Annotated in this window: 13 protein-coding genes; 6 read left to right on the forward strand and 7 right to left on the reverse strand. The window is 31.2% G+C overall.

All coding sequences use genetic code 11. The annotated features are described in order from the left end of the window. The first annotated feature begins 30 nt into the window (after window positions 1-30). On the forward strand, window positions 31-1,446 hold the full coding sequence (locus H526_RS29750) for an FAD-dependent oxidoreductase (RefSeq protein ID WP_035086164.1): 1,416 nt from the start codon (window positions 31-33) through the stop codon (window positions 1,444-1,446). On the opposite strand, the gene H526_RS0121085 is transcribed toward H526_RS29750, so the two are convergent. The 3 genes from H526_RS0121085 to H526_RS0121095 form a co-directional block, all read right to left on the reverse strand. Continuing rightward, on the reverse strand, window positions 1,440-2,777 hold the full coding sequence (locus H526_RS0121085; protein ID WP_027394850.1) for an ArnT family glycosyltransferase: 1,338 nt from the start codon (window positions 2,775-2,777) through the stop codon (window positions 1,440-1,442). The genes H526_RS29750 and H526_RS0121085 overlap by 7 nt on opposite strands. Next, window positions 2,774-3,244 (reverse strand): Lrp/AsnC ligand binding domain-containing protein, encoded by a 471-nt coding sequence (locus H526_RS0121090; protein WP_027394851.1) that lies wholly within the window; start codon window positions 3,242-3,244, stop codon window positions 2,774-2,776. Before H526_RS0121090 ends, H526_RS0121085 begins: the two co-directional genes overlap by 4 nt. Window positions 3,245-3,313: 69 nt before the next feature. Then, the gene (locus tag H526_RS0121095) at window positions 3,314-4,684 is read right to left on the reverse strand and encodes a saccharopine dehydrogenase family protein (RefSeq protein ID WP_027394852.1); all 1,371 of its coding nucleotides are present in this window, start codon (window positions 4,682-4,684) and stop codon (window positions 3,314-3,316) included. Between the two features lie 153 nt (window positions 4,685-4,837). On the opposite strand from H526_RS0121095, the gene H526_RS0121100 reads away from it, so the two are divergent. Then, window positions 4,838-5,221 (forward strand): DUF423 domain-containing protein, encoded by a 384-nt coding sequence (locus H526_RS0121100; RefSeq protein WP_027394853.1) that lies wholly within the window; start codon window positions 4,838-4,840, stop codon window positions 5,219-5,221. Window positions 5,222-5,288: 67 nt separating this feature from the next. Beyond that, on the forward strand, window positions 5,289-6,905 hold the full coding sequence (gene pckA, locus H526_RS0121105) for a phosphoenolpyruvate carboxykinase (ATP) (RefSeq protein WP_027394854.1): 1,617 nt from the start codon (window positions 5,289-5,291) through the stop codon (window positions 6,903-6,905). 105 nt (window positions 6,906-7,010) lie between these two features. Here pckA and H526_RS0121110 read toward each other — a convergent pair whose 3' ends face one another. Both H526_RS0121110 and H526_RS0121115 read right to left on the reverse strand, forming a co-directional pair. Continuing rightward, window positions 7,011-7,757 (reverse strand): uroporphyrinogen-III synthase, encoded by a 747-nt coding sequence (locus tag H526_RS0121110; RefSeq protein ID WP_027394855.1) that lies wholly within the window; start codon window positions 7,755-7,757, stop codon window positions 7,011-7,013. A gap of 35 nt (window positions 7,758-7,792) precedes the next feature. Further along, window positions 7,793-8,446 (reverse strand): DUF4271 domain-containing protein, encoded by a 654-nt coding sequence (locus tag H526_RS0121115; RefSeq protein ID WP_027394856.1) that lies wholly within the window; start codon window positions 8,444-8,446, stop codon window positions 7,793-7,795. A gap of 176 nt (window positions 8,447-8,622) precedes the next feature. On the opposite strand from H526_RS0121115, the gene H526_RS0121120 reads away from it, so the two are divergent. From H526_RS0121120 to H526_RS0121130, 3 genes are read left to right on the forward strand one after another with little or no spacing between them, the layout of a single operon-like run. After that, window positions 8,623-9,354: a polyprenol monophosphomannose synthase gene (locus H526_RS0121120; protein ID WP_027394857.1), complete on the forward strand. Its 732-nt coding sequence runs from the start codon at window positions 8,623-8,625 to the stop codon at window positions 9,352-9,354. Window positions 9,355-9,356: 2 nt separating this feature from the next. Further along, window positions 9,357-10,697: a dihydroorotase gene (locus H526_RS0121125; RefSeq protein WP_027394858.1), complete on the forward strand. Its 1,341-nt coding sequence runs from the start codon at window positions 9,357-9,359 to the stop codon at window positions 10,695-10,697. Next, window positions 10,694-11,236, forward strand: a complete 543-nt coding sequence (locus H526_RS0121130; protein WP_027394859.1) for a DUF4296 domain-containing protein — start codon at window positions 10,694-10,696, stop codon at window positions 11,234-11,236. The genes H526_RS0121125 and H526_RS0121130 overlap by 4 nt, the downstream gene beginning before the upstream one ends. Here H526_RS0121130 and H526_RS0121135 read toward each other — a convergent pair. After that, window positions 11,205-12,215, reverse strand: a complete 1,011-nt coding sequence (locus tag H526_RS0121135; RefSeq protein WP_027394860.1) for an NAD-dependent epimerase/dehydratase family protein — start codon at window positions 12,213-12,215, stop codon at window positions 11,205-11,207. The genes H526_RS0121130 and H526_RS0121135 overlap by 32 nt on opposite strands. 109 nt (window positions 12,216-12,324) lie before the next feature. Then, complete coding sequence (locus tag H526_RS0121140) at window positions 12,325-15,237, reverse strand: CHAT domain-containing protein (RefSeq protein ID WP_027394861.1); 2,913 nt, start codon at window positions 15,235-15,237, stop codon at window positions 12,325-12,327. Window positions 15,238-15,241 lie beyond the last annotated feature (4 nt).

Raw genomic sequence — 15,241 nt, forward strand, 5'->3', positions numbered from 1 at the left:
GCACTAATTTTATATATATAAAATAAATTGGTGAAAAAGGTAATTGTCATTGGTGCTGGACCGGCAGGATTAAGCGCCGCTTATACGCTTAGTAAAAATGATATAGATGTAGTGGTTTTTGAGGCATCTCCGTATATTGGAGGAATGTCTAGAAGTTTTGATCTTTGGGGACAAAGAGTTGACTTAGGACCTCATAGATTCTTTTCTAAAGAACCTAAAATCAATAATTTTTTTGATGAAATAATAAAAGAAGATTATACATTAGTAAGTCGTCTTACGCGGATATATTACAAAAAAAGGTTTTTTGATTACCCTCTTAAATTATTAAATGTATTGAGCAATTTATCAATTGCTACTATTTTTAGTATTCTATTTTATTACGGAAAACAGCGCATATTCCCAATTAGAAATCCGGAAACCTTCGAAAAATGGGTTACTAATCGTTTTGGAAAAAAGCTATATACTATTTTCTTTAAATATTATACAGAAAAATTGTGGGGTATACCCTGCTCTAAAATTGATGCTGATTGGGCTGCACAACGAATAAAAGGACTCTCTTTATTTGAAGCGGTGTGGAACGCCTTAAAGGGAAATAAAGGAAATAAACATAAAACTTTGGTGGATGAGTTTTCATATCCTAAAAATGGTACAGGTACTCTATATGAGCGTTCAGCAAGTTATGTCGAAGATAACGGTGGAGTTATACATAAAAATAAACCTGTTCAGAGTATTGTTATAGAGAATAATCAGTGTAAAGGAGTAATAACAGTTGATGGAGAGAAACACGAAGCCGATTATGTAATATCATCTATGCCGCTAACCTCTTTGCTCAAAGGAATAGGTTCTGTTCCAAAGTCGGTTTTAGATGCCTCTAATAAGTTATATTTTAGAAACACAATTTTGGTGTATTTAGAGATAGATAGAGATGATTTATTTGAGGATAATTGGATTTACGTGCATTCTCCAGAAGTTAGACATGGGAGAATTACCAATTTTAGGAATTGGTGTCCAAGTTTAAATAAAGGTAAAAACAGCACTATTCTGTGTTTAGAATTTTGGGCTTTTGATGCAGACCCAATATGGAAAGAAAAGGATCAATATCTTAGCGATATAGCTATCAAAGAGCTGAAAACTCTAAAATTAATAGGAGAGACAGAAATAATAGAAAATACCAAGATTGTACGAGTTCCTAAATGTTATCCTGTATACGAAATAGGATATCGTGAGCATCTTGATGTTATAGAAGATTATCTTATTGGGATAGACAAATTAACTCCAATAGGTAGATATGGTGCTTTTAAATATAATAATCAGGATCATTCTATTTTAATGGGAATCCTAGCAGCAGAGAATATCGTAAACAACACCAAAATTGATTTATGGAAAATTAATACAGATACAGAATATCAGGAAGATGGTGAAGTTAAGGATGTATTAATTCAATAATTTCTTTCTTTTTTCTCTGTGTAGTAACTCTTTAGTGAAGTTGTTAAATTACTAAAGCCTAATACGGATATAACTAAATAACTAGGCAGAATAGGTACGAAAAATCTTGAAGCTCCCAAAGGACCTGTCAGTGCAACGATATATAAAATAATAAATAATATTGTTGCTAATATGAAACTTGTTTCACGATAATTCTTTATCCAAAACCAAATAAATCCAACGCCTTTTAAGAGGTTAAAAATCAAAATAATACTCAAGATAAAAAGAAGGGGTATCGGTTGGTTTTTTAGAAAGGTTATTGCTCCTCGAATACCTTTGTTATTAATATGGTGTAGTAGACCAATTTCTGGGTTCTCAGAATGCATTTTGAAAAAATTAAATAAATCAAATCTACCCGGATCTATAAATATTCGTACACATCCTTTTGCGTGAAATATACCGTAGCCTACGATGTCATCTTTTAGATACGAGATCACTTCTCTTTTTATAAAATCTTGTTGCTTTTTGTAACTATTAATTGCTATTGCATCTTGTTTGATTTGATCAGAAATTGTTTTAGCTTTTTCTGCACCGAATTTATTCTCATGAAAGTATTTCAGATTCCATTCTAATAAATTAATGTTCTGAATGCTTGAAAAATCAGTGCTTCCGGTTCTTTTAAAATTCCATGAAGAGTATAAAATAAAAATTAGGATTGGTAGGATAGCGCTAAGAGGGCTAAATCGGATTTTGGTTTTTTTATATAGTAAATAGGTGATAAGAATATTAGGAACTATAAATAAATAAAAAACAGGTTTTGTTAGAAACAATAGTATTATAACTATTTGATACCAAAGGATATTTTTCCAAGAAGGGTTTTTTAAGCACTGATGCAATCTATAGACGAGCAGTACTATAATGAATTGAAAAAAAATCTCACTCATTATAAGATTGCTGTATATGAATTGATTTATAGATGTAATAATAAAAAAGAAAAATAGACCATTGTTTATTTTGAAATTATTTTCCTCAAACACTTTTTTGATCAGTAATATGCTGCATATGGAAATAAGATTTTGACACAGTAATATCCCTATTTTGGTTTTTAAAAATAAAGAAGAGATAATGATAAATATACTATATAAAGGAGGTCTTTTTGTATAATGTCGGTAATCTATAGCGTCATTCAAATCTCTTGAGTAGAATTCGAAATCAGTTAAAATGTTCTTAGCTAATTCATAATATTCATAGGAATCCATTAAGAAAAAATCTCCAATGAAAATTTTTATTATCAAGAATAAAAGATGAAATCCTATTAAGCCAATAGTAAAAGGACTAATCTTGATTGTCATATTTTGATCTGTCTGCTTATTTGTTGGTCTAAAGATATAAATGTTTCTGTTCTTGAAACACCTTCAATGGCTTGTATTTCTTTATTCAATACATTCATCAAGTGTTCATTGTCTTTACAAAGGATTTTAATAAAAATCGACCAATTTCCAGTGGTGTAATGGCATTCGATAACTTCAGGGATATCTTTTAACTGTCTAACCGCTTTAGGGTTGCTGACAGCTTTATCTAAGTACACTCCGACAAAAGCCATAGTCTTGTATCCTAATATTTTTGGATCGATAATAAATTTAGATCCTGCGATAAGACCTGAAGCTTCTAGTTTTCTTAATCTTTGGTGAATAGCAGCACCCGAAATACCAATTTTTCTGGCAATTTCGAGGATAGGTCTTCGCGCATCTTCCATAAGGTTACGAAGAATCTCTTTGTCTATACCGTCTATTTTTAGATTACCATATTGGCTTTTCATAAAGGTATATGATTACAATTATTAACCAAAAATAGAGGATAAGATTTAGAATTAGGACTTTTTTTAGAATTATCCTTTAACACCATCAGGATTATATCCTAGGTATTCACGCTCTTTTTCATTAAATATAATTCCGTACTCTTCTAGTTCTTTTAGAATAGGTGCATATATTTCTTCGGTAATAGGTATTTGTACTCCAGTAGATGTGATTTCTTTATTTAGTATTTTTAACGTGGCCATTGCCACAGGGAGTCCAACAGTTTTTGCCATAGAAGTGTATTTTTGATCTTCTCCAATGCTAACCATCGTAGCGTCTATTTGTTTACGCTCTCCATTAAGTTCATATCCAAACTTATGGTACATAACAATCATATCTTTATCACCTTCATCTAATGTCCATTTGTCCATTAAAATTTTTTGTAAGATCTGTGCTGGTGTTGCATTAGGAATCCCGACTTTTTTATCAATGTTAAAAATGTCGAGTTCTAATAACTTATCCCATATGATATCATCTTGATCGATTTTTAGATAATGGCGTAGCTTTAATTCTACTGAATCTGTCGGTGAGTATGCTAGAAATGAGTTTGTGAAATCACGGTAACTCATGTGTTCTGAGTTGGTTAAGGTGTAATCATCTGCGGTCATTCCTAATTGTACAAAAATATTCCAAGCTTTAGAAAACCCTACTCTTCTTATTGTACCACGGTACAAAGTTAGAATGTCTTCTAAGCCATATATGCTTTGGTATTTTAATGAATTTCTATTCGCATATGCTTCAAAACGACCATATTTTTCTACTTCTAGAAATTCTGTCCTTCTAAATAGTTTATGATAAGGGATGTATTTGTACGTTCCTTCTTGAAGAAATTCTGCAGCACCTCCTTGTCCTGCAACTACCACATTTCTGGGGTTCCAAGTGAATTTATAATTCCAAAGATTAGTGTCGCTTTCTGGGGCTACAAGTCCTCCGGTAAAAGATTCGAATAAAATTATTTTACCTCCTTGATTTCTTATTCTATCAATCACTTGCATAGCACTCATGTGATCAATGCCAGGATCTACTCCGATTTCGTTCATGAAGATAAGTCCTTTTTTCTTCACTTCTTCATGCAGTTCTTTCATTTCCTGGCTCACGTAAGAAGCAGTTACCATTGATTTTTCTAATCTTAGGCAATCTTTGGCAACTTCAATGTGAAATCGTGCAGGTAACATGGAGACTACAATATCTGCACTTTCGATAGCTTTTTTTCTAGAGTTTTGATCAAAAACATCTAGTGTAATAGCCTTGGTATTAGGGTGGTTAGCAGCTAATGCTTTTGCGTTTGTAAGAGAAATGTCTCCAATGGTAATATCTAAATTTTCAGAAATAGATTTGTCCTGAAAATATTTGATTAAAACTGCTGTTGATTTACCTGCGCCAATGACTAGTATCTTTCGCATATCTAAATATTATTTTGATAACTTTGATGCGAATGTAGTAAATACATCAAAAAGTAAGTTCTCTATTTTGGCGTATTCATTATATTTTGAGATAAAATTTGTCTAAAATTCATTTTTTATTTAAAAAAATGATCAATTATTGCTGAAAAAGGAATGAATAAAACAATTTTGATTACCGGAGGAGTTGCGGCTTTATTAGCCGTATTGTTAGGGGCATTTGGAGCACATGGATTAGAGAAAATGGTAGATGGGGGTAATATCGAATCCTTTAAGACGGGTATTCGTTATCAAATGTATCATGCGATTTTTTGTATTATTTTAGGTAACATGACTATAATACAAGATGTTGCCAAAAAACGTGTTTTTTATTTCATCTTAATAGGAATGATTCTTTTTTCTGGATCAATTTATCTTTTGGTCATGGATGAATTATTAGGAATTTCTTTATCAAGTATTGGTTTTATTACACCTTTAGGAGGGTTAATGTTAATTTTTGGTTGGATTTTCTTTATAATTTCCCTTGTTAAGATTAAGTGATTTTTTTGACGGTTGGTGTAGTTTTTATTTATAATTTTGTCAAACATAACAAACACAACATATTTTTATGGAACCACTGTATCCAATTACGAAAACGATTTCGTTAAAGCATTACGGTATTGAAAATGCAACAATACGCTACCAGTTATCTCCAGAAGAGCTTCAGGAAGAAACGGTGCAAAAAGAACAGGGAAAACTTACCAAAAATGGAACATTAGCTGTTAACACGGGTGAGTTTACCGGTCGTTCACCAATGGATCGTTTTATTGTAAAAGATCAAATAACCGCCGAAAAAATTTGGTGGGGTGATATCAATATTCCTTTCGAGCCAGATGCTTTTGATGCGCTGTATGATAAAGTTATCTCATACCTTTCCGGTAAGGAGATATTTGTAAGAGATAGCTATGCTTGTGCAGATCCCGATTATAAATTAAACATAAGAGTGATCAATGAGTATCCTTGGTCTAATATGTTTGCTTATAATATGTTTCTTAGGCCAACAGAAGAGGAGTTAAAAGAGTTTGATCCAGAATGGACGGTGATTAATGCTCCGGGTTTTATGGCTGATGCATCGGTTGATGGTACACGCCAGCATAATTTTGCAATATTAAATTTTACAAAAAAAATAGCACTTATTGGTGGAACTGGATATACAGGTGAGATCAAAAAAGGTATTTTTTCTGCATTGAATTTCATATTACCGGTATATAAAGAGACGCTTCCAATGCATTGCTCAGCTAATGTTGGTGAACAAGGAGATACAGCTATCTTTTTTGGTCTTTCTGGAACAGGTAAAACTACATTGTCTACGGATCCTAATCGTAAATTAATTGGAGACGATGAACACGGATGGACAAAAGAAAATACTATTTTCAATTTCGAAGGTGGTTGCTATGCAAAAGTAATTGACCTTTCTGCAGAAAAAGAACCAGAGATATATGGAGCTATTAAAAAAGGAGCGATTCTGGAAAATGTAATAATGGATAATGATGGAGAGGTTGATTATGCAGATACTTCAATAACTCAGAATACACGAGTAAGTTATCCAATTTATCATATTGAAAATATTCAGGAGTCTTCTATTGGTAAAAACCCAAAGAACATATTCTTTTTAACTGCTGATGCATTTGGTGTAATGCCTCCTATTTCAAAACTAACTCCAAGTCAAGCCGCATATCATTTTATATCGGGGTATACGGCAAAAGTTGCTGGAACTGAAGCTGGAGTTGTTGAACCGACACCTTCTTTTTCTGCTTGTTTTGGTGCGCCATTTATGCCATTACATCCTGCTAAATATGCAGAAATGTTGGTTAAAAAAATGAAGGATACTGGTGTAAATGTATGGTTAGTAAATACAGGATGGACCGGTGGACCTTATGGTGTTGGGACTAGGATTAAGCTAAAATATACACGTGCTATGATTCAGGCGGTTCTTAATGGTGATCTAGGATTATATTCTTATGACAACTATCATATTCATTCTGTGTTTGGAGTTGCTCAGCCAAGAGAGTGCCCAGGAGTTCCAACAAAATTACTTAGCCCAAGAGCAACTTGGGATAATGATGAAAAGTATTATAAAACTGCATTTAAGTTAACAAATGCATTTAGAGAAAATTTCAAAAAGTTTGAATCATATGCAAATGAGGAGATCCGTAGAGGAGGTCCACAACGATATGGTTTTTAGGAATAGATAACGAAAAAGTAATTTTCGGAAATAAATAAAGCCAGGAATTTAAGTTCCTGGCTTTATTTATTTTACTAACTATCTAAATAGATAATTAGTATATGTTTATTTTTTATTTGCTTCTTTAATGTATTTCTGTAAAGCCATAGTCATTGAAGGTGTTTCTGGAGTTGGAGCTTGTATGTTTACTTCCAAATTATGTTCCTTAGCAGCTTTTACTGTAGAATTTCCAAAAACGGCAATACGTGTATCGTTCTGTTTGAAATCAGGGAAGTTTTCAAATAGTGATTTTATCCCAGAAGGGCTAAAAAACACTAAAATATCATAAAATACATCTCTTAAGTTAGAAAGGTCACTAACTACTGTTTTATAAAAGATAGCTTGCTTCCATTGTACTTTTAAATTATCTAAAGTGTCTGGAATTTCTGGCTTTAATTTATCGGAAGAAGGTAATAAAAACTTCTCATTTTTATATTTCTTAATCAGAGGAGTTAACTCTTGAAAAGTACGTTTACCCACGTAAATCTTTCTTTTTCTGTAAACTACATACTTTTGCAAGTAATAAGCAACTGCTTCACTCTGACAAAAATACTTAAGAGCGTCAGGAACTTTAAAACGCATTTCTTCAGCGATTCTGAAAAAATGATCTACAGAGTTTCTGCTGGTAAGTATAATCGCGGTGTATTGCGATAAATCTACTTTTTGTTGTCTCACTTCCTTAGCATCTACGCCCTCTACGTGAATAAACGGTATAAAGTCAATTTTTACCTTTTCTTTCTCCTCAAGTTCGAAATAAGGCGAATTTTCTACTTTAGGCTCTGGCTGTGAGACCAAAATCGTTTTCACTTTCATATATAGTCTTTATTTCTAATACGTCATCCTAATAATTATATAATTAGCTTGTACAGCATAAAATAGGGTGCGATTTCAAGAGCGCAAAGATACAAAATAAAATAAAACAAGTTGTTTAAAATGACGTTTTCATTCCTTCTGTATACAGAAAAAAGTATGATTAGGTTTAATAATAGTAAAGAAACTATCAAAACAATCATAACAATTTTTGAAGGTTTCACACTATAAACGAATAATAAATTAAGAGGTAATAAAATAACCCCCAAAAAATTACGATATGATATTTTATAGAATAAATAATCTTCAATCAAAGTTTCTATTGAAAATATTGTTGAAATGATCTTTTCAACTAAAATTTTACAGATAAACACAAAAAGGTAAAGAGAAACAATTTTAAAATAGAGCATCATATCAATAGTATCTCCTTGCCATTGGAAAGCTTCTATACATAAGTATGCAAATAGAGATATAGAAAGAATCTGTGCTAGAATAAGAACTGAGTTGAAAAATGTAGAAAGTTTATTTCCTTTTTGATTAACAACTATATATTTATTAGTATTAAAAAGCATTATAAATTCAGAAAAACGAATAGAATTTATAAGTTTAGCAGATGCTAATAACGTAATTGATACCATAATTACTATGGTGATCCAATCTGTCGAAATAAGTTCTCTTGCAATAAATTTCATACTCTTCTAAAGGGGTAAAATTAAGTCATAGGTATAACATAATAAAATAAAGTGTTGTAAATAAAGATGCAACACTAATTTTTTAGGATAGTTATATAAATAAACAATAATAATAGCCTTAAAAACTAAAAATAATCTAGTGATTATTTAGTTATATTTGCCTGAAAACAGCTTAGATGGTGGATGCCGTAGTAATTATTCCTACCTACAATGAGATTGAAAATGTGGAGCGTATTATAAAAAATGTGCTTGCACTCCAGCGTGATTTCGATATTTTGATTGTAGATGATAACTCTCCAGATGGTACAGCAGCAAAAGTTAAGGAGCTACAGGAAGAGTATCCGGAACATTTGTTTTTATTAGAAAGAGAAGGTAAGTTGGGGCTGGGGACAGCTTATATAACTGGATTTAAATGGGCATTAGAAAGATCTTATGAATATATTTTTGAAATGGATGCAGATTTTTCACATAATCCAAATGATTTAATAAGATTATATAATGCTTGTGCTAAAGGTACATCACAGGTGGCGGTAGGATCGCGATATGTAACAGGTGTCAATGTTGTTAATTGGCCAATGAGTAGAGTGCTTTTATCTTGGTTAGCATCAAAATATGTGCGCTTTATTACTGGAATGAATATTCATGATACTACTGCAGGTTTTGTTTGCTACAAAAGAGAAGTTTTGGAGAAAATTAATCTAAATAAAATAAAGTTTGTTGGATATGCTTTTCAGATAGAAATGAAGTACAAAGCATATTTGTCAAAATTTAAAATAAAAGAAATACCCGTAATATTTACGGATCGAACACGTGGTACCTCTAAGATGAGTAAAGGAATTATTTCTGAAGCTGTTTTTGGAGTTTTACTAATGAAATTAAAGAGTATGTTTAATAGTTATGAAATATGATCATGAATAGTGTATTGATTAAGAATGCTAATATTGTTAATGAAGGAAAGATTTTTAACGGAGATGTATACATAGAGAATGGTTTCTTTAAAGAAATAGCTTCCCAAATTAGTGCTAAATCTCCAGATGTGCAGGTGTTTGATGCAGAAGGAAAATATCTTTTGCCAGGAGTTATAGATGATCAAGTTCATTTTAGAGAACCAGGGCTAACACATAAGGCCACGATAGAGACAGAATCTAGAGCTGCTATAGCAGGAGGAATAACCTCTTTTATCGAGATGCCAAATACAAATCCACAGACAACCACCATAGAAAAGCTTGAAGAAAAGTTTGATATAGCAGCTAAAACTAGTTATGCTAACTACTCTTTTATGTTTGGGGGTACAAATGATAATCTCGAAGAAATATTAAAGGTCGATCCGAATAATGTAGCAGGTCTTAAGTTATTTTTAGGTTCTTCTACAGGGAATATGTTAGTGGATAATCCTGAAGTGTTAGAAAAGATATTTTCATCGACGGACTTGTTAATTTCGGTACATTGTGAGGATGAGGAAACGATTAAAAATAATACTGCAATATATAAAGAGCGATATGGAGATGATATTCCCATTGATATGCATCCCATAATTAGAAGTGAAGAAGCGTGTTATTTATCATCTTCTAGAGCTGTTGCTTTAGCTAAAAAAACCGGAGCGAGATTGCATGTTTTTCATCTTTCTACGGCAAAGGAATTAGAGTTATTTACAAATAAAATACCATTAAAAGATAAAAAAATCACGGCAGAGGTGTGTATACATCACCTTTGGTTTTCTAATGAGGACTATAGACAAAAAGGTACTTTGATAAAATGGAACCCAGCTGTGAAAACTCCAAAAGATAAAGATGCTTTGTTTCAAGCACTGCTTGATGATAAATTAGATGTGATTGCTACAGATCACGCTCCACACACTAAGGATGAAAAAGACAATGTATATACAAAAGCGCCTTCAGGAGGGCCATTAGTGCAGCATGCATTACCTGCGATGTTGGAGTTTTATCATAGAGATAAGATTTCTTTAGAAAAAATTGTAGAGAAAATGTGTCATAATCCCGCGATCTTATTTCAGGTTGAGAAGAGAGGTTACATTAAAGAAGGGTATTGTGCTGATGCGGTTTTAGTAGATCTAAATGCTCCGTGGACTGTTAATACCGATAATATAGCATATAAATGTGGCTGGTCGCCATTTGAAGGAACTACCTTCAAATCAAGAATTACTCATACATTCGTCAATGGAAGTTTAGTATATAAGAATTTTAAATTTTATGATGTTAAAAATGCGCAACGATTAACTTTTGATAGATGAAAAAGAGCTTAGTATATAGTGTTTTTGCAATCATTTTGGTTAGTTTTTCTTGTCAAAAATTAAACTCGCCTGATAAACCTGATAATCTTATTGCAGAGGACAAGATGGTTGAAATACTTACCGATATTGCCTTTGTAAAAGCTGCAAAAGGAAGTTATAAAAAGGTTTTTGATATCCAAAAAATAAATCCGGAGTCGTATATTTTAGAAAAACATGGGATTGACAGTTTAGTATTTGAAGCCAATAATAATTGGTATACTAGTCAGTTGGATCAATACGAAGAGATTTTTAAAAAGGTGAAAAGCAATATAGAGATCTCAAAAATTAAATTTGAAAAGCTAAAAAAGGAAGAGGATTCACTAAAAAAGATATCAGACTCTATTAAGAAAATAAAAAACGAGATTAATGATTATAGAGTTTTGTCTGAAGATTTGGATGAACTAGAATCTATTAAAGAAGAATTAATGGACGTAGAAAAAGAAAATGCTGTAAGGAAAAGAACCAATCCTAGTGCTGTTTCTGGAAAAAAGAAGCAGTAGTCTCAATAGCTTTTTCCATAGGAGTAAAACTATAGGTAAGTTCTTTTTTTATCTTATCATTTTCATAAAAGGAATTAGAGAAAGCACTTTTTATAGAAGACTTAAATATGGTTCTTTTTGTTTTAAAGAATGTATGACTGAACTTTTGTAAGTAAAAAGCAACTTTCATTAAAAATGGAGATACTTTCTTTTTGGGAGAAGGTTTATTAAGTGCCTTAGCAATCATTGAGAATGCACTTTTAAAGCTCAAGTTTTCTGATACTAATATGTATCGCTGATTTTTTATTTCACTATTCATAAGTCGATGCATTATTTTTACTACATCATTTACTGCGACATATCCTGTGGTGCCTGTGGTATAGAATTTCATTCCTTTATGGATTTTCTTAAATAAATATCCACTTCCAGAATTATAGAAACCACGACCAATAATAATACCTGGATTTACAATTACAGTATCTAATCCTTCTTGTGTGCCACGCCAAACTTCCATTTCGGCACCATATTTTGTAATAGCATAAACAGAATCAGAAATTTCTGGATTCCACTCCGAAGTTTCATTAATTGGTTTTTGTAAATTGTTTTCGCTTATTGTTGCTATGGAACTTACATAGCAAAGCTTCTGTATATTATGAATCAGTGATAAATTTACAACATTAGCAGTGCCTTGTATATTAGTTTTACGAAGTTTTTTATAGTGAGAAGGATTAAATGATATCATAGCTGCACAGTGGTATACGTGAGTAATTCCATCAAAAGCGTTTGTAAGATTAGGAATATCATTAAGATCGCCTTGTACCCAATCTATAGTGTCAAATATATTTTTATCTTCAGGTTTACAGCATTGAGCAAATATATTTTTTGCATATTCTTTTTTATCAATTGTTCTGTATAATGCACGTACGTGCTGCTTTTCTTCTACTAGTTTAATTAATAAATGAGTGCCTACTAAGCCTGTAGCTCCGGTAACTAATATCATAGTTTTTATTCTATAATACTAATGTAAACAATCAGTGATTAATAATAAGTTTGGTTTGTTAAAAAGTAGTAACCTTTTTAGATGAATAGCGATTCTAGTTATTAGAGTTTTATAAAGTCTGTTTTTTCTTTTTGTACCAAAGATATCCTAGAATAAGTAAAATAAGTATTGAAAAAATAGTTATCGACCAATACCAATTATAATAGCGGTTAAATTGAATCGGAGTAGTGTCTCCTAAAACATAAAAGCCTCCCCAATAAAAGGGATGTATACGATTTATATTGGCGTTGTTTAAGTATTGAAGTTTTGCTTGTTGTAACGCTTCTGATTTACTCATGCCTTCTTTTAAATTAGTATAAAAATGTTTCATTAAATCAGGTGTGGTTTGATCAGATACTTCCCAACTGCTCAATAATAGACTTTTAGCACCAGCGTATTGGAACGCAGTTCCAAGACTCATAATGCCTTCGCCTTTGGCGATTTTTCCTGTTCCAGTATTGCAGGCGCTGAGAACGGTGAGTTCTGCAGGGATGTTTAATGCAAATAATTCGTGGCTATGTAAAAGATCATCTTCTATAGAATCATTACTTTGAGTAAAAAAGAGTTTAGAGTTTTCAGGTTTTTCGTTATCAACCTCACCGTGTAATGCAAGATGCAGAATATTATATTGACTCACATTTTTTTTAAAATTCTTTTCTACAGCTTCTAATCCATAAAAGTAGTTTCCATTGATGATGTTTGCAATTGATTTGATTTCTTTTCGAGTTCCAGGAAGATCGTTTTCATATTCAGTAAGAGCAGATAAGCTAATAGTATTTGAGTTTTGTTGATCATTGCTATTAGAGAAAGAAAATGCTAAACATTCCTTCTGCATTTGCTTGAAATTGAAAACACTTTTTTCTCGTGGTGCTAGCAATAAGTTAGCAGAGTTTGCATACGAAATTACATGTTCTTTCAATAAATATGATAACTCTTTTGGATTGTTAGAGTCATCTTTCTTGCTTAATAATAAATCAAAATTAAGATGCCATAAAGCTCCATCTGGTACAATGATTAATTCGCCCCCATTAAATAAATGCTTTAAAGGCGCTATTAAATTCTTATATAAATCATAAGCAACCGTTTTATATTCTAGTGTTTGCTTACCTGTAATTGTTCTCCTAAATTCTTTGATTTTTTCTTCTAATTCGGGACTATTTAGTTCCTTTACTTCTATTTTGTTTTTGGTAATTATAAATGCATAAATGATATCATCGGATACAAATAATTCCAATAAAGTAGTGTTGTTTTTTAGTGTTTTTTGAATATCATCAACTAGGATAATTGTATTTTGATATTTCAGTCTATGATATTTGGGATAGTTGTTTTTTATAATGATGGTTAATGAATCTTCTATATTTTTTAAGCGAAATAACTTGTTCTCATATTCTTGAATTCTTGAATTATTTGTAACGGATTTGGATTTTTCTTCTATGATTCTAGATTGGTAAAACGCTCTTTTAATTCTTTGGTTTTTTTCTAACTCTAATAATTCTTTAGATAATCCTGCAAATTCTTTTGTTTTTGATTCGTTGATTAGATCTTTAAGTGTGTTGGCTTTGCTTTTCTCGATATAGTAAATTATCTTTTCAAGAATTTGTTGTTCCTCTATTTCTTTATAAAATAGGAATTGAGTTTTTATAGCATCAGAATAGACTTCTCTTGCACTGGAGGCAAATGCTATTTTATCTTGATAATTCTGATAAGATTTTCTGATGTAATCGATAAGGATATCTGCTTCCTCATATATTTTTAGGCTGATACATAAATCTTCTATGTTTTCATTTTCAATATATTTAGATTGTAATGTTTTTGCTTTTCCATGAAGAACGGTCAGCAGTAATTTTAAATCATAAAACTTGCTAGGATCAAAAAAGGTTTCATCATTATTAGATGATTGATCTTTTTTGTTTGCAATTACAGCTTTGTTATAATAAGTGATAGCTGTGTTAAAATCCTTCTTTTTGTCATACGCTTTGGCAATATTATAATAGAAGTCAGATGTAAGTAAATGGTTTGTCCCATATGTTTCCTTAAAGGTGTCTAATCCCTTTTCATAATATTTAATGGCTTCTTCAAATTTCTTTTTTCTGATATAAATACTAGCGATTCTTAAGTTCAGATTTACAATTTTTGGATCGTTTAGATCTAAAATTGTAGAGTAGGCTTCAAGGGATTTTTGATAATAATCTAGAGAGAGGTCATATTCTTTTTTACGGTTATATATATCCCCTATATCAGAATAAAGTTTAGCGACTCTTAAGCTATTTTTACCATATGCGTTAATGTATATATTTATACTTTTATTGTAATAGGATAATGATTTATCATACTCTTTTTTATTGCTATAGAGCACTCCAATGTTTTGGTAACTTTTTCCATTTTCTATATAGTTTTTACCAAATAATTTAACACCTATTTTTATACTTTTGTTATAGTATTCAATAGCTTTAGTGTTTTCTCCTTTCTTAGTAAAAACAATTCCTATGTTGTTATATATGAAACAAATCATATCTTTTTTTCTGAGATGTTGAAATGTAATTAAGGACTTTTCATAATTTTCTAAGGCTAAATCATATTGGAATAGATTTTTATAAGTAACTCCGATGTTTAAAAACCCGTAACCTGCATAAAAATGATACCTTCCGTATCTTTTGATGGCAAGATTTAAAAAGGTTTTAAAATAATCAAGAGCAATTTCATGTTGTCCAATATTTTTATAGATAAGACCGATTCGATCGTAATAAATAATGGTTTTTTCATGATTCTGTCCATATATTTTAAGTTCAACATCCAGTGCTTTTTTAAAATAAATAACAGAGCGCTCTAGTTTCTTTTCTGCTAATAGTGACTCTGCTTTTTTTAAATATTTGGCAGCTAAAATACTATCCTGAGCTGATTGTGCGGAAACTTTGTTAAAAGGAATGACAAGAATAAAAAAGCATAAGATCTTTAGATTAAAAAGATATTCTAGTCGTTCCATAGAT

Source organism: Aquimarina latercula DSM 2041 (assembly GCF_000430645.1).
GTDB classification, from domain to species: Bacteria; Bacteroidota; Bacteroidia; order Flavobacteriales; family Flavobacteriaceae; genus Aquimarina; species Aquimarina latercula.